Source organism: Enterococcus sp. AZ009 (assembly GCF_050548785.1).
GTDB classification, from domain to species: Bacteria; Bacillota; Bacilli; order Lactobacillales; family Enterococcaceae; genus Enterococcus_D; species Enterococcus_D entomosocium.
Window position 1 is genome coordinate 3,391,682 of sequence record NZ_CP172960.1, and the last position, 20,523, is coordinate 3,412,204.

General features: G+C 44.7%; 18 protein-coding genes. All 18 read right to left on the minus strand.

Annotation, left to right across the window (positions count from 1 at the left end):
- Positions 1 to 39: 39 nt before the first annotated feature.
- The 18 genes from IGJ74_RS16000 to IGJ74_RS16085 all read right to left on the minus strand — a co-directional run bounded on the left by IGJ74_RS16000 (position 40) and on the right by IGJ74_RS16085 (position 20,397).
- Positions 40 to 1,371, minus strand: coding sequence for a sensor histidine kinase (locus IGJ74_RS16000; protein WP_087664559.1), 1,332 nt, complete (start codon positions 1,369 to 1,371; stop codon positions 40 to 42).
- Positions 1,365 to 2,051: a response regulator transcription factor gene (locus IGJ74_RS16005; RefSeq protein ID WP_087664558.1), complete on the minus strand. Its 687-nt coding sequence runs from the start codon at positions 2,049 to 2,051 to the stop codon at positions 1,365 to 1,367. The genes IGJ74_RS16000 and IGJ74_RS16005 overlap by 7 nt, the downstream gene beginning before the upstream one ends.
- Positions 2,052 to 2,124: 73 nt before the next feature.
- Complete coding sequence (locus tag IGJ74_RS16010) at positions 2,125 to 2,283, minus strand: hypothetical protein (RefSeq protein WP_016621946.1); 159 nt, start codon at positions 2,281 to 2,283, stop codon at positions 2,125 to 2,127.
- Positions 2,284 to 2,324: 41 nt separating this feature from the next.
- The gene (locus tag IGJ74_RS16015) at positions 2,325 to 3,638 is read right to left on the minus strand and encodes a PASTA domain-containing protein (RefSeq protein ID WP_087664557.1); all 1,314 of its coding nucleotides are present in this window, start codon (positions 3,636 to 3,638) and stop codon (positions 2,325 to 2,327) included.
- Entirely contained in the window at positions 3,631 to 4,305 is a 675-nt protein-coding gene (locus IGJ74_RS16020; protein WP_034878273.1) for an ABC transporter ATP-binding protein, read from the minus strand. The genes IGJ74_RS16015 and IGJ74_RS16020 overlap by 8 nt, the downstream gene beginning before the upstream one ends.
- A gap of 12 nt (positions 4,306 to 4,317) precedes the next feature.
- The gene (locus tag IGJ74_RS16025) at positions 4,318 to 5,772 is read right to left on the minus strand and encodes an ABC transporter permease (RefSeq protein ID WP_005233505.1); all 1,455 of its coding nucleotides are present in this window, start codon (positions 5,770 to 5,772) and stop codon (positions 4,318 to 4,320) included.
- 273 nt (positions 5,773 to 6,045) lie between these two features.
- Entirely contained in the window at positions 6,046 to 7,431 is a 1,386-nt protein-coding gene (locus tag IGJ74_RS16030) for an APC family permease (RefSeq protein WP_005233503.1), read from the minus strand.
- A gap of 23 nt (positions 7,432 to 7,454) precedes the next feature.
- A complete protein-coding gene (locus IGJ74_RS16035; protein WP_008379298.1) occupies positions 7,455 to 8,321 on the minus strand; it encodes a GRP family sugar transporter in 867 nt (288 codons plus the stop codon).
- Between the two features lie 115 nt (positions 8,322 to 8,436).
- Entirely contained in the window at positions 8,437 to 9,474 is a 1,038-nt protein-coding gene (sapS, locus tag IGJ74_RS16040) for a two-component system sensor histidine kinase SapS (RefSeq protein ID WP_016621950.1), read from the minus strand.
- Complete coding sequence (sapR, locus tag IGJ74_RS16045) at positions 9,471 to 10,145, minus strand: two-component system response regulator SapR (protein WP_005227794.1); 675 nt, start codon at positions 10,143 to 10,145, stop codon at positions 9,471 to 9,473. Before sapR ends, sapS begins: the two co-directional genes overlap by 4 nt.
- 159 nt (positions 10,146 to 10,304) lie before the next feature.
- Positions 10,305 to 10,508 (minus strand): hypothetical protein, encoded by a 204-nt coding sequence (locus tag IGJ74_RS16050; RefSeq protein WP_005227790.1) that lies wholly within the window; start codon positions 10,506 to 10,508, stop codon positions 10,305 to 10,307.
- A gap of 19 nt (positions 10,509 to 10,527) precedes the next feature.
- Positions 10,528 to 12,033 (minus strand): phosphoglucomutase, encoded by a 1,506-nt coding sequence (locus IGJ74_RS16055; RefSeq protein ID WP_005233485.1) that lies wholly within the window; start codon positions 12,031 to 12,033, stop codon positions 10,528 to 10,530.
- 103 nt (positions 12,034 to 12,136) lie between these two features.
- Positions 12,137 to 12,631, minus strand: a complete 495-nt coding sequence (locus tag IGJ74_RS16060; protein WP_005233483.1) for a methylated-DNA--[protein]-cysteine S-methyltransferase — start codon at positions 12,629 to 12,631, stop codon at positions 12,137 to 12,139.
- A gap of 201 nt (positions 12,632 to 12,832) precedes the next feature.
- Positions 12,833 to 14,755 (minus strand): ABC transporter ATP-binding protein, encoded by a 1,923-nt coding sequence (locus IGJ74_RS16065; RefSeq protein WP_228085046.1) that lies wholly within the window; start codon positions 14,753 to 14,755, stop codon positions 12,833 to 12,835.
- The gene (locus tag IGJ74_RS16070; RefSeq protein WP_008382065.1) at positions 14,694 to 16,433 is read right to left on the minus strand and encodes an ABC transporter ATP-binding protein; all 1,740 of its coding nucleotides are present in this window, start codon (positions 16,431 to 16,433) and stop codon (positions 14,694 to 14,696) included. Before IGJ74_RS16070 ends, IGJ74_RS16065 begins: the two co-directional genes overlap by 62 nt.
- A gap of 186 nt (positions 16,434 to 16,619) precedes the next feature.
- Complete coding sequence (locus IGJ74_RS16075; RefSeq protein ID WP_087664554.1) at positions 16,620 to 18,167, minus strand: PASTA domain-containing protein; 1,548 nt, start codon at positions 18,165 to 18,167, stop codon at positions 16,620 to 16,622.
- Positions 18,160 to 18,834, minus strand: coding sequence for an ABC transporter ATP-binding protein (locus IGJ74_RS16080; RefSeq protein ID WP_005227776.1), 675 nt, complete (start codon positions 18,832 to 18,834; stop codon positions 18,160 to 18,162). Before IGJ74_RS16080 ends, IGJ74_RS16075 begins: the two co-directional genes overlap by 8 nt.
- 12 nt (positions 18,835 to 18,846) lie before the next feature.
- Positions 18,847 to 20,397, minus strand: coding sequence for an ABC transporter permease (locus IGJ74_RS16085; RefSeq protein ID WP_087664553.1), 1,551 nt, complete (start codon positions 20,395 to 20,397; stop codon positions 18,847 to 18,849).
- Positions 20,398 to 20,523 lie beyond the last annotated feature (126 nt).

Genomic DNA, 20,523 nt, shown 5'->3' on the forward strand with positions numbered 1-20,523 from the left:
TTTGAAAAATTTTATTTAAGTGAAAGCAGCGATCCAATCTCAATGAAATGAAACTTCAAAATGATTGACGCCGTCTTGATCCACCGTCAAACTGATTTGCGCCTGCAGCATTTCTGTGATGGCTTTGGCGATGGCTAAACCTAACCCATAGCCGCCGTCTTGATGGTTGCGAGAAGGATCCCCGCGGTAGAAGCGGTCAAAGACATAGGGAATTTTTTCTTCGGGGATCGGACAACCACCGTTGGAGACTTGCAGCACTGTCTTTCGTTGCCCTTCGATTAGGGCCACTGTGACTGTTTCTCCAGCGGGCGTGTATTTCAAGGCATTGTCTACCAATATCATGGTCAATTGCCGCAAGGCTTGCTCATTGCTTTCAAGGCGCACCTGTTTAGCGATCTGTTCCTGATAGTGGATCCCTTTTTCCAGCGCAATCGCCTCCATGCTTTGATAAACACTTTGCACGACTTGACTGGCATCGATCACCGAACGCACCATTTCTTGCTCGGCACTTTCAAATTTGGTCAACAGCAATAAGCTATTTACTAGCTCATCCATCCGTTCGGAACCTAACTGAATGTTTTCCAGCCATTTCATTTGGCTTTCCAAGGTTTCTTCTGGACTGCCAGCTAATACCTCAGCATTGACTTGAATGATCGCCAGTGGTGTTTTCAACTCATGGGAAGCGTTAGAAACAAACTCTTTTTGTTTGCGCCAAGCCAGTTCCACCGGTCGCAAGGCTCGATTGGCCACATAAAAACTAGCGATATAAATACTGGCTAAAGCTAAAACGCCGATGAGCAAAAGCGTGTTTCTTAGATTTCTCAGACTGGTCTTATAATCGGTGACATCAAAAAACATTACTTGGTAATACGGCTCATAGCTATTGATACTGGTAGAGTACATTCCCATTGACTCATTATTGATGGAATAATGGCTGAAAGAAGCTACCAAAAAGAGGGAATAGCGCCAATAACGATCATTCAACTTCACCTCGTTTGGTACTGCTCCTTGCTTCGTTGCTGTATCGACCAAAGCGGCATACAGTTCGCTCTCATCGACACCCTCATCATCACTTTGGATCTCAACGTCGACTTGATCGCTGACAACTAAGCCAATTTCTCTGACGTCACTCGTACTATTGATGACAGTCAAAATCATTGGATATTCTGGGTCTGCCAGTGATTGACGCACTTCTTCCTCATCTAACGGTGCTGCAGCTAGGAGATTTGATTCTTGTGAGATGAGCGATTGGATCTCGTTTTCAATTTGGGTGGCATTCAAAATATAGATAAAGGTAAAGGCACCTAAGACAATGATCGAGATCAGTGCCATATTGAACCACAGCATTTTATTTCGCAATTTTTTTAACATGGCGGCTCCTTGCTCTGCAAAATATACCCCGCATTGCGGATCGTGCGAATGCCGATATCCGCTTCAAGCAGCGTCAGTTTTTTCCGCAGCAAAGACACATAGATTTCAACGCGGTTTTCTTCCACATCGGGATCAAAGCCCCAAATTTTATTGATGATGGTTTCTTTTGATAAGATCACTTTGGGTCTGGCTAAAAATAGCTCCATCAGTTTCATTTCTTTGGGTGACAACACCACTTGATTGCTAGGCGTGGATAACTGCAGCTCATTACGATCTAAGCCCACGTTGCCAAAGGCTAATTGGTCTTCTTGATAATCCAAATCTTTTCTTCTGCCTAGCGAACGAATCCGTGCCAGCAACTCTTTCATTTGAAAGGGTTTCGTCAAGTAATCATCTGCCCCTGCATCCAAGCCGAGTACTTTGTCATCGACTTCGCTTTTGGCCGTCAACATAATGATCGGCGTGCGAATATTTTGCTTGCGTAACGTCTTTAGCAATGTGATCCCATCGATTTTTGGCAGCATGATATCCAAAACGAGAATGTCATATACACCACTCGCTGCATAATCTAATCCGGTTTCGCCATCATACGCCAAATCAACGGAATAATGTTGTTTCTTCAATAAGCTGGCAACCGCTTCTGCGATCGATGGCTCATCTTCTACGAATAAGATCCGCATCGGTCAGTCCCCCTTTTACACTCATCATTTCTTTTTCAATCACTTTTCAGTAAGCACAATCATTCCTATAGACTCATTCCAATTGTTCTCCAATAAAAGGTTCTGTTGAAACGATCCGCATGTGTACACTTGTTTGATGAATCCACATGTGTAGCAACAATGCTACCATACCGCTTAGTAAAAACACAAACAGCTTTTTCCTAAGGTCTTGAAAATTCTCTTGATGACGCATGGGTTTCCTCCTTCTTGCAGGTCATCGATAAATCCGCTCGACTATTCTGGATCAGTAACCGCTGGGGCTGTCTGATTGCCTAAGCTGATATCGAAGGTAATCGTATCTTCTAACGGTAAAAACTGATTGAACTTGCTCATCCCCACGATTGTCCCGTAGGGTTCTGCTGAATTGACATAACGGACTTGATAGCTGATGTTCGCCCCTTTTGAACGGAATTCATCAAAGAAGAGTTTTTGCAGATCCCCTTCAAGGATCTCGCTTCGACGGTAATCTTTGATATAAGGTTGACCTGCCGAATAGACGACTTCAATGCCTTGGTCATCTTTGCTGGTTAAGACGGTCCCGGCGGTCTCACTTTGCGAGATCAATTGTCCATAGGGCAGACTCTGAGTGAACTGCATCCGCATCCGCACAGTGACACCCTCAACAGCGGCCTGGGCATCATCTGGTAAAATCGTTGAAAAGTCTGGTACGGTGACCCCTTTCCCTAGGGAAATCGTTACTTGAAACGCATCCCGTTTCGCGATTTTTTCTTTTGGTGCCACGCTTTGTTCAATGACTTTGCCTTCTTCCACAGTATCCGAAGCCTGTTCTTTGACTTCAAGCTCCAGCTCATGGGCTTTCCCCCATGTTTCTACCTCTGTACGGGTTTTATCACTAAAGTCTGGTACTTCAATATCTTTTTCAAAGGTTTCTTCGCCTTTGGAATAAAAGACTCGTCCGACATCTCGACGATGATAGTTCTCTTGTGAGACTTCTTTATTGGTAAATTCTACTCGAATCGGTGCTTTTTCCTCGATCTCATCGTGGTATTCATCGACGATCGTCAAATTGCTTGCTTGATTTTTTTCGATCCACTCTGCTGCCTCGTCCCTCGTCATTTCCATAAAGTCTGGCAATGCCAATTTCTCTTCTGGATCAGGTCCTTGGCTCACGGTTAGATGCAGAGTGCTTCTTTTTCTGACTCGACTTCTGGCAGCTTCTGCTTGGGCGATCACTTGATTGGCTGGGGCTTCATCATAGGCTGGTGTGACATCAACCGCAAGATCATGTTCCGCTGCCCATTCTCTGACCTCTGAGATCTCTTTGTCCACAAAGTTATCCAACCGGACATACGCCAATTGGAAAAATAAAAAGCCGCTGAGTATAAAGAGTCCAAGCAAGGCAGCTAACCCTAGCAGTCGTTTTTTTCGCCGCTTCTTTTTGAAGGAGGGATCATGTTCGATCCCCTCTTCTAAAGAAGCTGAACCTTTTTCTTTTCGGGAAGCACGGGAAGAAGGTACTTCGGCTGCTGCTGATTCCTTGTCTGGCTGTTTCGGTTCTTCTTCAAACTTCGATAAAAAATCACTCATAGGCCGTCAACGCACCTTTTTTTAAGTAAAAAGTCTGATCTGACTGCTTGGCGATCTCGGTCGAATGGGTCACTACGATGATGCACTTGTTGTGGATCGCCGCTAGTTCTTTAAAAATATCCACGATTTCTTGTTCCATGCCTTCATCCAAATTCCCGGTAGGTTCATCGGCTAAAATGATATCAACGTTGGTCGCTAAAGCACGAGCGATGGCGACCCGCTGCTGTTCCCCACCGGAAAGCTGATTGACGAAACGATCGGCTTTCGTGGAATTGATGCCGATATAGTCCAGCAAACGATACGCAATTTGATCGTGCTGATCCGGGAGTTTGTTGTCTGAAATCGCCATCGAAACAAGGACGTTTTCTAAAGCCGTCAAATAAGGGATCAAGTTGTAACTTTGAAAAATCAGACTGATTTTGTTGCGGCGATATTCTTCATAACCGATCATTTTGATATTTTTTTCTTCAAAAAACACTTCCCCATCGGTTGGCTGATCCAATGCACTGATCAAGGAAAGAAAAGTGGTCTTTCCTGAGCCTGATTTTCCTAAGATCGTGTAAAATTTGCCTTTTTCAAAGGAGATATTGGTTTTATCTAAAATTTTCCGGCGATTCTCGCCATCTTGGTAGTAATACGTCATGTCTTTTGTTTCTAAAATTGCCATGTTCATCGCTCCTTACAGCATGATTTTTTTCGGATTCAACCGTAAAATGTACAACAGCGGCACCACTGCCGAAAGCAAGATCGTCACGATCCCAGTCGCTAAAAAGGCGATCACATAAGATAAGGTATATTGAACGCGAAACGCCTCGTTGATCGTCGCTTGGTCGATTTTCGGTGCCCCCACAAAGAATTGTTCCATCCCTGCCTGGTTTGCCTCTAGCATACTGCTGGCTAACAAAGATTCAGAAACCATCTTGCCCAGCATATTCCCTGTAACCAAGGAGATCAGCATTGCACTGACACCAATCAACAGGAGTTCGATCACAATCTGTGCAAACACGTATTTCCGGCGTTCACCTAACGAAAGGTAGATGCCTAACTCATATTTACGATCACGGGTAAACAACACAATGATCAAGGAGATAATAATCAAGGAAGCAATCACCGCAATCACTACGACATACGAGGAAATTTGTGATAAGCGATTCATACTGGTTCCCACACGGTCATACTCATCCGTAGAAGCATTGACCTTATAGCCATTTGGCAAGAGTGGTGTCACCTCTTGTTTGAATTGTTCTGCATCTTCTGGTTGATTCAAAATAAATTGCGGGGTAAAGAAATCCTCGTCAGATCCGGGGTCTGTCGCTGGAAACGCCGCTTGTCGCCCCGCACGTTCCTCTTCAACAATCGTTTTCACAGCATCATTTGGCATATAGATCCGATTGAAGGGACGATCATCAAAAGCAAACGAGCTGACTCCCCCCTCTTGTCCTTGTTCATTCGCTTTTTCTAAGCTGGTATTTTTAAAGATCCCGACGATTTCGATAGGATAATCATTGCCTTTTTGTTTCTCTGGATCTCCACCAGATGAATAATCGATAAACTGTCCATCTAATACCATGGTGTCACCAACGGTCAAGCCGTTTTCCTGAGCCACCTCTTCAGAAATCAACCCTACACGTTTTCCGGTACGCTGTTCCTCTTCTGTAAAGAAGCGTCCCTGTGTTAAATTCACCGTATCTTCTTCAAAATCCAACGGTTGTAAGAGATTGGTTCCTGTTAAATAGACCCAAGAATCCATACCTCCAGAAACCATGATATTCTCGTTTTCAACTTCTGGTCTAAAACTATAGGGTTTGAATTTATCAACAGCAATCATTGCTTCTCGCAAATAGTCATACTGTTTGACTTCCGAGCGCTCGCCAATTTGTTTGATCAGCTCCTCCGGCAGCGGCTGAATCTCCTCCATACTTGCGCCGCCCTCACTATTTGCCATCAAGGCTTCATAGTCGATATCGATCGTTGCGAGGGAACCTAATTGGTTTTTGATCTGCTTTTCGACATTTTGAGTCGACTGATTGACCGCAATTGCGCCAGCGATCACATTTCCTAAAATTAGAATAACAGCAAACAATATTGCAGATTTTCCTCGCTTTCTCGTCACACTCAGCCATGCCCGTTTCATATAATTCAATTGCCAACATCCTCTCTTTTTTTCTCTAACAAAAGCATACTGGATGAACCTTTAGCGAATCTGTCATTTGGAAAATTTCTCAAAAAAAGCAGATTCATAGAGGACTTTTGATCAAGAAAGACTGTCGTTGCAATGATCAGCACCAGAAATGACCACTATTTGAATAACAAAAAAAGCCTCCTAAAACGCTGCTTATAGGAAGCTCGGCTATATTTACATAAAAAAAGACAAAAACCGCATCCGGGTCTTTGCCTTTTCACAATCCTATTCGTCAATTTTCTCATTTAATTCGCTGTTACGATAGCCATATACAAAATAGATCGCGATTCCGATCACTAAGGAGATCCCAAAAACGATCCAGGTCGCCGTTTGTAGACGGGTCATCAAGAAGAGACAGCTGGCAACGGACAACAAAGGCAATAACGGTACCAGTGGTACTTTGAATTCGCCTTTAGCAGGTGGGCCCATCATCTTCCGCAGCTTGATGATTCCTAAGGACATTAAGATCATATACGACAATGCCGCAATGTTGGTCAATTCTGCCAAGATATTCAATGGGAAAGCTGCCGCAAAGAAGAAAGCAAAAACACCCGCGATGTAGGTCGCTTTCTTTGGTGTTTGATGCTTTGGATCAATGGCTTGCATCGCTTTTGGCAATAACCCATCTTTACTGATGGCATATAACAGACGCGCCAAGGAGTACATCATAGCGATCGTCACTGTTAATAAGGTCAAGATCGCACCCACAGAAATGATTGATCCGACAACCCCATGACCGACATAACGCATCGCAAAAGCTACCGGATCATTGACTCCTAATTCAGCAAACGGAACGATTCCCGTCATGATCAGTGTGACAATGATATAAAGGACAGTTGCGATCGCAATGGAACCAATGATTCCTCGAGGGACATTTTTCTTGGCATCTTCGACTTCTTCCGCCGCCATTGCGACGGCATCAAAGCCAAGAAAAGCAAAGAAAACTAACGCTGCACCATTAAAAACGCCTGAAAAACCAAAGGGCATAAAGGGCTGCCAGTTGTCTGGTTCCACGAAAAAGGCACCAAAGACGATAAACAAGAGGATCACGCCGAATTTGACCCATACCATGGCATTGTTCAAACGTAACGCTTTTTTCGCTTCTTGGCTGACCCACAAGGTTACAAAAATAATGACTAAACCAGCGATCAAATCAATGTAGGTCCCCTTGCTTGGGTCATAACCGCCCGTCAACGCGGTTGGTAAATGGATATCCGCACTGGCCAAAAAGCCTTGCACATAGCCTGACCAGCCAGATGCCACCGAAGAAACGGCCAATAAGAACTCGCAAATCAAAAACCAGCCTGCCAGCCACGCGGTAAATTCACCAAAAACGACATACAGATACGAATAGGCGCCCCCTAAAACGGGGATCCGAGAAGCAAATTCCGCAAAAGAAAGCCCTGATAACACAACAACGATACCAGCTACAACAAAGGAAAGAATCAATGCCGGTCCGGCATACTCAGCAGAAGCAGTCCCTGTAACAACAAAGATACCTGTGCCGATAATGGCGCCGATCCCCAACATAATCAAATCTTTTAACTTCAACTCTTTTTTTAAATTCGTCACACTTTCCCGTTGTATGACTTTTTTTCGAAATAAATCCATAACTCCTCCTCAAAAATATACGTTTATGTTGCTTTCATATACCCCAGCAAAACACCGCCGATAATCACCAGCAGACAACCAATCACCACATACCGCAGTTCTTTTTTGGTTTTCTTTTCGCCGAGAATAAAAATCCCGCCTAGCGTTGAAATGATGATTCCCATCTGCGACAATGAGAAGCCCACCGCTAGTCCGACTTGCTGAACCGTGATCAGCATGCAGACATTGCCGATGCCCCATAACAATCCTGACAAGGTATTTTTCCCTACAAAACGGTCGACCTTCGTCTTTCTTAAAGCAAATAGGCTGGCACCGATCAGCATCCCGACACTTTGTGGCAAAATGATCGCCAATGGGTCCAATCCTGCCCAAGTAATCAAAATTGTATAGGCGCCGTACCCAATCGTGGATGAGATCAATGCCCGAAATCCTTTAGGAAAATCAAGCATCTTGCTGCCGGCTTCTACCGGACTTTCACCATCTTGGCGAGCGGTCAGATAAGCCCCGATCACCAATAAGATCAATGCGCTAACACCTAATGCATAATCGCGGGTCTGGGTCCATTCCGCAAAAAACAATGCACCGGCGACCGTATTTAAAATCAGCTGCATGCCGGTTGAAAGCGGCAGTCCAACAGACACACCTAAATATTTCATGCCATGGAATTGACCGTTTTGACCGACGGACCAAAAGAGACCAGACAAAAGACCGATCAAAATCACCTTTCCATCAATCACTGGCATCGTCACAAAATATACGACCAGAGAAAAGAAAAAGGCACCAATCGTCATTCCTAGCGTTTGCTGGTTCGCATCCCCGCCAAGTTTGGCACTTACTAAACCAATGCTGCCCCACGCAAACATTGGTACTAATGCAACGAGTATCTCCATTTCATTCATCCTTACCATTCAATTTTAAACACAGGCTTTAGTGTATCAGTGAAAACGTTCTAGGGACAAGTGATTTTTGTCAAAAAACACAAAAAGATACTCGAAAAAAAGCAGATTAGCGTTTTTCCTCATAATAACTCAACAAGGGAAAGAACAGCGTCATGGTGGTTCCTTTTCCAACTGTCGACGAAGCCGTTAGCTCGATGCCTAATTCCTTCGCTAAACTTTTCGCTAAAAAGAGCCCTAATCCCGTCGAGTGGGTGTCCGTTTGGCGCCCATTTTCGCCCGTAAAGCCTTTATCAAAGATGCGACGCATGTCTTCTTTAGGAATGCCGATCCCACTATCTTGCAAGTGGAGATAGGTTCCTTGGGCATCTTTTTCGATCCGAATTGTCAGCTGCCCATTTTGTGGTGTGTACTTAACGGCATTGCTGACCAATTGTCGAAAGATAAAGCCGAGCCATTTTTCATCGGTCAACACTTGCTGATCCTCACCTTCAACGGCATAGTGCAGGTTCTTTTGGATAAAATAATTTGCCTGACTGCGTAAAACCGGCTGGATGACGGCTTTCAATGAAATTTCTTGGACCAGATAATCTTTTGAAAAGCTGTCCAAACGGGCGACGTACAAGACTTGCTCGACGTATTCGTTCATGCGGTTCAATTCATTTTCTAGTAAGATGAATTTTTCATCTGGAATATCAAATTCGATCGAATGCAAAAGCAATCGTGATGCGGCTAAAGGTACTTTGATTTCATGGACCCACGAATCGATGTATTCCTTTTGTTCTTCTTGATTGCTGACGACTTGCTGCATCAATTCTTGGTGCTCTCGGATCAACTGATTGATGTAAGATTCGATCCGTTCTTCTTCCGCCGAGCGTGCTCCTTGCAAGTAGTTTTGCAGCAAGCTGTCTCCGGGCTTGGGGGTGATTTTTTGCCAAAAACGCCGCTTAGATAAGTAGCTGATTGCCAAAAAGAACACCATCAAGACACTTTGCATCAAAAAGAGATAGCCGACTGTACCCCAATCCATCGGGGAATGAGGAGTCAGCCAAAAAACTAAGACCGTCAACACGAAAAAGACCAGCCAGCCAATAAACAGCAGCCAACGATCTTTCAAAAAACTGCGCAAAACCCGCCACTTTGTCATGGTACGATATACCCTTGACCAACCTTGGTTTCAATGTAGCCATTCATCCCCGCTTGTTCGATTTTTCGTCGCAAACGATTGATATTGACCGTCAAGGTATTGTCATCTACAAAACGCTCGTCATCCCATAAGGCCCGCAAGAGTTTTTCCCGACTTAAAATCTTGCCGTGATTTTTCATTAAAATATACAGCAGGCGGTATTCGTTTTTGCTAAGATCGATGCTTTCGCCATTGATATACATGCTGCTGTTGTCGATATTGAGGGTCAAACCGTTATGCACTAACGTCTCGCTGCTGCTTTCTACATAGTTGTAGGAACGGCGCAATAAGGCATTGATTTTTGCAATCAGAACGTCGATCTCAAAAGGTTTTGTCACAAAATCGTCCGCCCCCATATTCATGGCCATGATCATATCCATATTGGTATTGCGACTGGAAATAAAAATGATTGGTACTTTGGAAGCTTCGCGGATTTTTTGACACCAATAGTAGCCATCAAAAACCGGCAAATTAATATCCAGTAAAATCAGTTGGGGCTCTTGTTCTTCAAAGTCAGTCAACACTTGATGGAAATCCGTCGTGCCAAAGGTCTCAAACTGCCATTTTTCTAGTTCTTCGATAATCAGTTGGCGAATCACCGCTTCATCTTCTACTACCATTATTTTTGCCATATCCGTGAATTCCCTCACTTTGCGTAATTTTCTCCTCTTTACTTTATCAAATATCAAAAACGAATGCGAACATTAATCGCCGTTTTTAGCAAACCCTAAAAAACCTCTTCACTGTCCTGAGGAATCAGTGAAGAGGCAAACAAAAAACGGACGACTAGGTTACTCGATGATCTCAACAGTCTCAATTAGTAGTTTTCCGATAAACAATAAAATCCCATCGAAAAAAAGCACACTCATGTTGACACCTAATAGCATTGATAACCGTTCAACGACATCGATTTTTGGTCGTTTGTTCAAATAACGAAACAAGAAAAAATTCACACCATACGTCACTGCCATGATCAGCAGCATCAAGATCACCATTTTAGTTCCCTGCTTTTCTTCAAATTTTTGGTTGCTGTGCTAAAAACTGTGTCAGTTTACTTTGATCGATGGCTTCATACTGCGATAGGAAGCGACCGATTGCTTGAACGACTGCCGGTAGATGACCCGCTTCATCATTTTCGATCTGCAGCACCAGCAGTGGTTCGTGCAAGCTCATTCGCAGCAAGAACCAGCCTTGGCCATAGGGCGCTGTCAAGTTGATGCGAATGCCTTCCTCATTTTCTGGATCGATCTGCCAGCCTGGCAGCAAATGATCGGCTAAATCCGCGATCACTTGGCGACCATAGTCTTGATAGTCGGCTTTTTGGATCGCAAAGCGCAATTCTTGGGTCTCGGCGGGTTGTTGCAACGCCGCGATCAGCTCATCCAGTGTCGTGCCTTGCTGTTGCAATTGTGGCAGCATCATCAAGAGCTTGGCGATCACGTACGCCCCGTCATCTAAAAAGAAATTTTCTTTAAACGCGGCATGCCCGCTGGTTTCGATGGCTAACTGTGTGTCCAGTCCTGCTTCATTCAATTCAATCGCTTTGTTGATCACATTGCGGTAGCCAGAAATATAGCGTACTTGCTGCCCTCCCAGTGCTTCGATAAAGGTTTTTAAATGATTAGAGGTTGGTGAATTAGTGACGATACGCGTGCCAGGGTGTTCCGCTAAGATGATCTTGCTTAATACAGCAATCATATTGTTGCGGTTCAAGGGCTCACCGCTTTTGGTCACGACAGCCGAGCGGTCGACATCGGTATCGAAAATAATGCCTAGATCGGCTTGTTCTCGTAAGACGGCTTCACGAATACTTGCCATCGCCTCTTTATTGTCTGGATTAGGGATATGATTGGGAAAATGCCCATCCGGTTCTAAAAATTGCGAGCCATTCGTATCTGCCCCTAGCGGCAGCAACACTTTTTCAGCAAAAAAGCCGCCGGCACCATTGCCTGCATCAACAATGATCTTTAATCCAGCCAAAGGTTTTTCCTCATTGGTTCCCATCCCTTGGCGAATTTTTTGCAGTAGATCTTGGGCATAAGGCGTCAGCAGGTCTTTTTGCTGATAGCTTCCTTTTTCCGCTGCCTCATGAACGGTAGTGTGGGTCAAAATATAGTGGATATCCATTTTTTCGGCACCGCCTTGGCGGCTGAAAATTTTTATTCCATTAAAGTAATAAGGCAAATGACTCGCTGTCAGCATCACACCAGCATCACAGTCGAAATCCGCAAACTGTGTGCTCATAAACATGGCTGGTGTCGTTGCCAAGCCACAATCGATCACTGCCACGCCTTCTTGCTGCAGCTGTGCCATCAACACTTCTTGCAGTGCTTCGCCACTCAAGCGACTGTCACGACCGACTGCCACGCGAAAAGGTCCGCTGCCCTTTGTTTCCAACCAGTTGCGCAAGCCCGAAGCAACTTGCCGAACCGCTTGCTCCGTCAGCGTCACCTGTTCTTTTTCTGTTGCGATCGCAATCCCTCGAATATCAGAACCATTTTGCAAATCAACGATGTTCATTTCCTCCACCCCTTCTTGTAACCGGAATCAATTTTATTATACCAGAGAAAAAAGGAAATGAAATTGCTTTTTAGTATTTTTTACTATAAATAGTTTACTTTCCTTATTCTTTAAACGGAATCCCTTCCAGTTGCAGTAGTCGGCGTTTGGTTGCTAACCCGCCCCGATACCCCGTCAAGCGGCCGTTTTTTCCTAACACCCGATGACAAGGAACCACGATCATCATTGGGTTACGCCCCACTGCGTTGGCGACAGCTCGGACAGCGGTCGGACGTTGAATGCGCAGCGCCAAGTCACTGTACGTAGTGGTTTCACCATAAGGAATTTGGGTCAGTGCTTGCCAAACGGTTTGTTGAAACGGTGTCCCTACAAAATCAAACGCAAAAGTAAACGTCACTGGTTCCCCTGCAAAATAAGCTTGCAGCTGCGTTTCAATTACTGGATCAAGGTCAGCTATACTACTGATTTCAGCCAATGGAAAGAATTTGAGTAATTCATGATGATCCTGCTGCCGACCAAAATACACTAGCCCTTTTTCCGATTGGACCACCTCATACCATTCTTCGTCTAAAACGATCTTTGCCAATGCTAGTTTCATATTTTCACCTCATGGAATCCATTTTCCGCAGCACAACTGCTTACGTGCTGCCGCCGTTCTACGGCTGTCTCAGTGACAGTATACCATTTTTTCGAGCTGCGCAAAAAAACCGACTGGCTTACTGCCAATCGGTCGTTGCAAACAAGGGGAAAATAGGCAGATCGCCAGTCGCTGCAGCTTCAAGCCGTAGCAATGGCAGAATCAATCCAATTCGATTTTCCCAGTATATAGCTGATAATAGGTGCCTTTTTCTGCCAACAGCGTTTCATGGGTCCCCCGCTCAATGATACGGCCATGATCCATCACCATGATGGCATCGGAGTTTTGGATTGTAGACAATCGATGGGCGATCACAAACACGGTCCGTCCAGACATCAAACGATCCATCCCTGATTGGACGATACGCTCTGTACGGGTATCGATGCTTGAGGTGGCTTCGTCTAAGATCATCACTGGCGGATCAGCGATCGCTGCGCGAGCAATTGCCAACAGCTGCCGTTGACCTTGGGAAAGCCCTTCGCCATCGCCCGTGATCACGGTGTCGTATTTTTCTGGCAAATGGTTGATAAACATGTCGGCATTGGCTAGTTTCGCTGCTGCCAGCACTTCTTCATCACTGGCATCCAGTTTTCCGAAGCGAATATTCTCGCGAATCGTTCCAGTAAACAAATGGGTGTCTTGCAAAACGATTCCTAATGAGCGACGGAGGGATTCCAGATGGATTTTTTCAATATTGATACCATCATAGCGAATCTTCCCGTCTTGGATGTTGTAGAACCGATTGATCAGATTGGTAATCGTTGTCTTACCAGCACCTGTTGCACCAACAAAGGCAACTTTTTGCCCAGGCTCTGCATACAGATTGATCTCATGTAAGACCAGTTGATTATCGACATAGCCGAAATCAACATCTTCAAACCGCACGTCTCCCGTCACTTCCGTATAGGTAATGGTTCCATCCTCGTGGGGATGTTTCCACGCCCACGTGCCTGTTCGTTCTTTGGTTTCAACTAGTTGACCTTGCGACCATTTGGCATTGACCAGTGTGACGTAGCCATGATCGATTTCTGGCGTTTCATCTAATAGGTTGAAAATTCGCTCAGCACCGGCTAATGCCATGATTACAAAGTTGATTTGTTGTGATACTTGGCTGATAGGGCCATTCAATGAACGGCTCAGTTGCAAGAAAGAAGCGATCATCCCGACCGTCAGTCCAGAAACACCATTGATGGCAAACAGGCCACCAATGATGGCGATCAAGACATATTGGACATTTAGTAAGTTCATCATGATCGGCATCAAGGTATTGGCATTGACATTGGCTTTAGTGGCACTTTCTTGCAGTTGATCATTTAAGGCATCAAATTCTTCCATGACGATTTTTTCATGATTGAAGATTTTGACGACTTTTTGTCCGTGCATCATTTCTTCGATATACCCGTTGACAGCGCCTAAATCTCGTTGCTGTGCGCCAAAGAAGCGGCCGCTGCGGCGAGAAATGATGCGGATCACATTCAGCATCAAAATAACCGACAGCATCACGAACAGAGTCAATGGAACACTGATGGAGAACATGGCGATAAAGACAGAACAAAAGGTTACCGCCGCCATCATCAAGTTTGGAATACTTTGGGAGATCATTTGACGCAACGTGTCCGTATCGTTGGTAAAGTGACTCATGATGTCGCCATCTGAGCGGGCATCAAAGTAGCCGACTGGTAGAGACTGCATATGTGTAAACATTTGGTCACGGATTTTTTTCTGCGTGCCCTCACTGATCTTGACCATCATAAAGTTATAGATCAGTGCGGCCAAGATCCCAATCAGGTAGATGATCGCCATTTGGACGATCGCCCGAAACAAGCCGCCAAAATCAGGATTGGCTTGCCCTAAAAGCGGTGTGATATGATCGTCGATCACGACTTGTAAAAACAACGAACCACGAACGTTGGCAAAAGCACTTAACAAGATCATAACAACGACGAATAGGAGTTGTCCTTTGTAGTCGCCAAACATCGTTCGCAATAAACGTTTTAATGTGCGCTTGGGATTTGCTGCTTGTCTATTCTTCACCTTCACCAAATCCTTTCTGCTGCGAATGGTACACTTCTTGATAGATGGCATTGTTTGCCAACAATTCTTCGTGGGTACCGATGCCATTGATTTTGCCATCATCCATTACGATGATCCGGTCGGCGTCTTCGATCGAATTGATCCGTTGGGAAATAATGATCGTCGTCGTTCCCGGAATTTCTCGTTTCAAGCCTTCGCGGATACTGCGATCGGTTTTGGTGTCGACGGCACTAGTAGAATCATCGAGAATCAAGATTTTCGGTTTCTTTAATAAGGCGCGAGCAATCGTCAACCGTTGTTTTTGCCCACCGGAAACATTGTTCCCTCCTTGTGAGATCTGCGTTTCATATTTATCAGGAAACTCTTGAATGAAGGGATCGGCTTGTGCAATCGTCGCCACGCGCTGGATCTCTTCATCCGACGCCTCTTCATTGCCCCAACGTAAATTGTCGTTGATGGTGCCGCTAAAGAGTACATTGTTTTGCAAGACCATACTTACTTGGTCCCGCAATGCTTCTAAATCATAGTCGCGAACATCATGACCGCCGACGATGACACGCCCTTCAATCACATCATATAAGCGGGGGATCAGCTGGACGAGGGTGGATTTCCCGCTCCCGGTTCCACCAATGATCCCAATGACTTCACCGGATTCGATGCGTAGATTCGCATCGGTCAGCGCCAACTTGTTTTTGTCATTGGCGTAACTAAAGCCGACATTTTCAAAAATGATGGAGCCGTCTTTGATTTCTTTGACTGGCTCGTCGGGATTTTTCAAGTCACTTTCTTCATCTAATACTTCCACGACCCGTTCTGCCGACGTTCGTGCGATCAAAATCTGCACGAAAGCCATCGACATCATCATCAAGCTCATCAAAATCTGCATCGTGTAGTTGAACATGCTGACTAATTCACCAGTCGTCAGGCTACTTTGTTCCACGATCAACTGGGCACCAAACCATGACAAGAGCAACATACATGTATAGACTGCAAATTGCATCAATGGCATGTTAAAAGAGACGATTCGTTGCGCAAGAGTGAAATTCCGATAAACATCGGTGGACACTTCGCCAAACAGTTCTTCTTGTTGTTCTTCCCGGACATACGATTTCACGACGCGAACCCCTTGTAGATTCTCTTGCACCACATTATTCAAGCGGTCATAAATGCGGAATACTTTTAGAAATAGCGGGTGGGCAAAACGAATCACTAAGGCAAGGCCAATCGCTAAGATCGGTAAAACAACTAAGTAGATCGTCATAAGTTCTGGGCTGATGGTGCTAACCATTGCAAGTGAGAAAATCAGAACTAACGGACTGCGGACCAGAATACGAATAATCATTTGATACGCATTTTGGACGTTGGTCACGTCAGTGGTCAAGCGGGTGATCAAACTGGAGGAAGAAAAGCGGTCAATGTTTGAAAAGGAAAAATCTTGGATTCGGCGAAACAGATTGTGCCGCAGGTTGCGGGCAAAACCAGCCGAAGCGATCGCTGCCGTTCGTCCGCCAAGCGTTCCTAAAAGTAATGCGATCAAGGAACATAAAAAAAGCAAGCCGCCATCTCTTAGAATCACACCGGCGTCTCCTTTTTCGATCCCTTGGTCGATCATCATGGCCATGATCAGGGGCATAATGACATCTAAGGCAACCTCTCCTGCTACATACACAGGGGTCAGCAAGCTATCCTTCTTATAGCTGCCAACATTCGCGAGTAATTTTTTTATCATTTGTTTCGTCCCTTCTATAGATGGCACTGCGGAGCCATTTTTTCTCGTTACCATCAAGTTTACTTTATCGATCCAGTGATTTCAAGCGGCTCGCTCGTGTTTTTTTTACAATTAGTAAGTAAAAACACCCTTCCAAAGAAGGGTGCTTACCTTTTGATGCTGTGTGAAAAAGTGTCAGTTGCGAGATTATTCGGCAGCAGATGAACCAGCGGTACTGACCGGTTCATCCGCCTCCCCGCCATCCTCTGCCGGCGGTGTTTGGGTACTGCCTTGCAGATTGCCGCGGCTGATACCGATGGTGATCCACGTTTCTAGGGGAATGAACTCGCCGTAGCGGCTCATTTCAACGACGGTTCCTTTTGGTTCCGCCGAATCGACATAGTAGATTTCGTAATAGACATTGGCGCCTTTTGATTTGTATTCATCAAAGAATAGTTTTGGCAAGTCGCCTTCCGTTGCTTGGAAACGGATGTCTTTCAAATACGGTCTGCCTAATGAGTAGACGACTTTGACAGTTGGCAAAGTATCGCTTTCGCTGTACTCTTTGCCCGCTTCCTCCGACTGACTCAAGAAACTACCATACGCCACTTGATCGGAATAGACCGTGCTGACTTGCAGCGGGATTTTTGATTCTAGTCCTTGGGCTTCTTCGATCGTGTATTGTGAAAAATCTGGAACGGTCAAAGCTTGGCCTTTTGAGACCTTCACCACAAATTCTTCTTTTTTCGCAAGTTTGCTGCCTTTGACTGGTTCTTGTGAAACGACCAGATCCAGGGCGACACTGTCAGAAAAGACGGTTTCTTCTTTGTATTTCAAGTCATTCTTTTTCGCCCATTCAGAAGCTTCACTTTTGGCTTTTCCTGTAAAATCAGGTACTTCAATATTTTTTTCAAAGACTTCTTTGCCCTTTGAATAGTAGACACTCAAACGGTCTTTGCGTTTGTATTCGGCTAAATCAAGCTCTTTGTTGGCCGCCTCTTGTTTGATAAAAGCTTCTGCTGCTACATTGTCGTCAAATTGTTCGATCAAAGAGAGGTTTTCGGCTTTATTGCTAGCGATCCAATCTTTTGCTTCGGTCACTTGCATCGCTGAAAAATCCGGTAGCTCTAAGCGTTCTTCAGGATCAGGCCCGAGACTCGCCGTCAGTGTCAGTGTGGCACCCTTCTTGATTTTTTTCTCAGGGTCGACACTTTGGTCGATTACTTGGTTGACGTCTTTGTCAAAGTCATATTCTTGCTCCACTTTGATAGCGACGCCTTCTTCCATGCCCCACGTCCGCGCTTCTGACAGATCTTGGGCAGTGAAATCCGGCACCTTCACATGGGTCATCTGATAATAGACGATCCCGATCACGGCAACCGCCAAGGCGGTCAGTAAAGCAATCAGCAAGATTTTTTTCTGCTGACGCTTTTTGTAGGTCGGATCAAATTCCGTTTCTTCTTTACCAAAACGGCTGACTGGTTCCTTTGATGCTACCTTCTCAGTCGCAGAACTCGCCGCTTTTGCTTCAGTCGTCTGTGTTTGTTGACGGGCTGCCGAGCGACTCATCGGCTCACTAGCTGTCGGCTCTTCTGATTGGTGAACCGTCGTTGGCTCCGCTGGTTTGCTCGCTTGCTCCGCGCCTCTTGCATTTTGATCTCCGACAGGTTCGCTAGTTTTTTTCTCGCTATTGCCAGCGGATTTCTTTTTGCCATCATAGTTGTCCGGGCTAAAATTTGATAAAAAATCACTCATGTTTACTCAACACACCTTTACGTAAATACAAGACTTCATCCGCTTGTTGAGCGATCTCGTTAGCGTGGGTCACGACGATCACACATTTGTTGTGGACGTGTGCCAGCTCCTTAAAGATATCGATGATCTCTTGTTCCATTTCTTCATCCAAATTCCCGGTTGGTTCGTCCGCTAAAATGATATCGACATTGGTGGCTAACGCCCGGGCGATCGCTACCCGCTGTTGTTCTCCACCAGATAATTGATTGACGAGCCGATCGGCTTTTTCTTTGGTGATGCCTATATAATCCAGCAAATTGTATGCCACTTCTCGCTGATTGTCTGGCAGCTGATTTTTCGTGATCGCCATCGGCACTAAGACATTTTCAACTGCACTCAAATAGGGAATCAGATTATAGCTTTGGAAAATGATACTGATGTCGTCGCGGCGATAATTTTCATGCCCAATTTTTTCGATATCGGTGCCTTCATAAAGTACTTGACCGCTTTTCGGACTATCCAACGCACTGATCAAGGATAAAAACGTCGTTTTTCCTGAACCAGATTGCCCTAAGATGGCATAGAAAGTCCCTTTTTCAAAAGAAACAGAGGTCTCTTTCAGTATATAGCGGCGCTGATCGCCGTCTTGGTAATAGTAATCGACTGCTTTGGTTTCTAATAAAGTCATCGTTGGTTCCTCCTACATCATGATTTTCTTTGGATTCAAGCGTAAAATATACAACAGCGGTAAAATAGCTGAGAACAAGACGGTTCCTAAACCTAACAGCAGATACGTAATGATGTAGCCTGCTGAGAAGGACACTTGATAGGCATTCTTGATATCCATGTAATCAATATCAGCTGCCATCAAACCGCCAGAATAAACACCGCCCATATCATTTTGATTGCTCATCCAATCGTTTTGCATCAAGGTATTTGAAACGGCACCACCTAATAAGTTCCCGGTCACTAAGGACAATAGCAGTGCGGCTAAACTAACCAGCAAGACTTCAATCACGATCTGTCCAATGACTTTCCCACGGCTTTCCCCTAAGGAGAGATAGATGCCCAATTCTTGTTTCCGATCTCGTAAGAAAAGCAAGACCACTAAGGAAATAATAAAGATGGTTGCGATCGACGCAATGATCACGATGTAATTTGCGATCACCCCTAACCGAGTAAAGCCACCGGCGATCTGCTCGTATTGATCCGTATTAGCAATGATACGATAATATTGGGGCAATAACGCACCGGCTTCTTGTTTAAAGGCTTCGACGTCATCCGTTGAATTTAGGACAAAGATCGGTTGATAATAGGCGTCTGACTCTTCTTCGATCACTTCTTGACCCCAAAGTTTTTCAGACTGCAATTTGTTAAAATCTTGCACTAAATTATTGCTAGCATAAAAGGTATTGATTTGTTCCATCACTTGCCATACCTGATCACTATTTTGTGAATCACTTTGATCTGATGAACTACTTTGATTGCTTTGATCCTTTTTAATTACAGAAAAGATCCCTGCAATGGTCACGGGATAATCAAAGGTCGCGACACGATTGCCACTCTCAGCCGTTTCGTCCGTCGCATCCTCACTATCATCACTTACTCCCTCGCTTGAACCACCTTCCATCATGACTTCTGCCCGTGTATCCCATACCAATTGATCACCGACACTCAGGTTATTCAATTCTGCGATCTCTTTACTGATCAATACCGCGTTCGTCAATTCACTGACATCTTTTTCTGTCAATCCCTCGCCTTCCTCCAAGCGAATCAAGCCTTCTTGCATGTCTAATGGCTCAACCAAATTTCCGCCCTTCAAAGAGAAGTAGTTGCCACCCATGCCGACCGATCCTTCCTCCGGCGTATAGGCTTTCAATTTTGTTGTTTCTAACCAAGCTTGATTTTGGTAATCAAAATATTTCACATAGCTTAATTGACCGATTTGCTCATAAAGATCCAGCGCTGGTGGTTTCGGATAAAAATCTTCTTGTGACTGCTCTTCCTCCGAAGCATCCGCATGGTCTTTTTCAAAACCTTCCCAATCCATTTCCACCGTAGCTACGTTCCCCATTTTGCGTTTCGTCTCTCGCTCCACGTTGGCAGTGGATTGTTGAATTGCTACAGCACCAGCGATCACATTGCCTAAAATAAATAGAACTAAAAATAAAATAAATGATTTCCCTTTTCTTCTGGTGATACTCTTTAATGCACGCTGCCAAAAGTTCATTGTTATTTCCTCCAGTGACATTATTTTTTAACAATTATTCCATACTTCTCCCTCAAGAACAATCGCAATAAAGGATCGTTTTTCGAATTTAAAATATTAAAAAACGGGTGAAAAAGATATTTCCATTTAATAACCCTTATAAAAGAA

Bases quoted from the DNA above. Each gene is read 5' to 3' on its own strand.
- IGJ74_RS16080 (WP_005227776.1), bottom strand. From the start codon at position 18,834: ATGACTTTATTAGAAACCAAAGCAGTCGATTACTATTACCAAGACGGC.
- IGJ74_RS16075 (WP_087664554.1), bottom strand. From the start codon at position 18,167: ATGAGTGATTTTTTATCAAATTTTAGCCCGGACAACTATGATGGCAAA.
- IGJ74_RS16065 (WP_228085046.1), bottom strand. From the start codon at position 14,755: ATGCCATCTATCAAGAAGTGTACCATTCGCAGCAGAAAGGATTTGGTG.
- IGJ74_RS16035 (WP_008379298.1), bottom strand. From the start codon at position 8,321: ATGGAGATACTCGTTGCATTAGTACCAATGTTTGCGTGGGGCAGCATT.
- IGJ74_RS16050 (WP_005227790.1), bottom strand. From the start codon at position 10,508: ATGGTGATCTTGATGCTGCTGATCATGGCAGTGACGTATGGTGTGAAT.
- IGJ74_RS16025 (WP_005233505.1), bottom strand. From the start codon at position 5,772: ATGAAACGGGCATGGCTGAGTGTGACGAGAAAGCGAGGAAAATCTGCA.
- IGJ74_RS16010 (WP_016621946.1), bottom strand. From the start codon at position 2,283: ATGCGTCATCAAGAGAATTTTCAAGACCTTAGGAAAAAGCTGTTTGTG.
- IGJ74_RS16060 (WP_005233483.1), bottom strand. From the start codon at position 12,631: ATGAAACTAGCATTGGCAAAGATCGTTTTAGACGAAGAATGGTATGAG.
- IGJ74_RS16005 (WP_087664558.1), bottom strand. From the start codon at position 2,051: ATGCGGATCTTATTCGTAGAAGATGAGCCATCGATCGCAGAAGCGGTT.
- IGJ74_RS16085 (WP_087664553.1), bottom strand. From the start codon at position 20,397: ATGTCACTGGAGGAAATAACAATGAACTTTTGGCAGCGTGCATTAAAG.
- IGJ74_RS16000 (WP_087664559.1), bottom strand. From the start codon at position 1,371: ATGTTAAAAAAATTGCGAAATAAAATGCTGTGGTTCAATATGGCACTG.
- IGJ74_RS16020 (WP_034878273.1), bottom strand. From the start codon at position 4,305: ATGGCAATTTTAGAAACAAAAGACATGACGTATTACTACCAAGATGGC.
- IGJ74_RS16055 (WP_005233485.1), bottom strand. From the start codon at position 12,033: ATGAACATCGTTGATTTGCAAAATGGTTCTGATATTCGAGGGATTGCG.
- sapS (WP_016621950.1), bottom strand. From the start codon at position 9,474: ATGACAAAGTGGCGGGTTTTGCGCAGTTTTTTGAAAGATCGTTGGCTG.
- IGJ74_RS16070 (WP_008382065.1), bottom strand. From the start codon at position 16,433: ATGATAAAAAAATTACTCGCGAATGTTGGCAGCTATAAGAAGGATAGC.
- IGJ74_RS16015 (WP_087664557.1), bottom strand. From the start codon at position 3,638: ATGAGTGATTTTTTATCGAAGTTTGAAGAAGAACCGAAACAGCCAGAC.
- IGJ74_RS16030 (WP_005233503.1), bottom strand. From the start codon at position 7,431: ATGGATTTATTTCGAAAAAAAGTCATACAACGGGAAAGTGTGACGAAT.
- sapR (WP_005227794.1), bottom strand. From the start codon at position 10,145: ATGGCAAAAATAATGGTAGTAGAAGATGAAGCGGTGATTCGCCAACTG.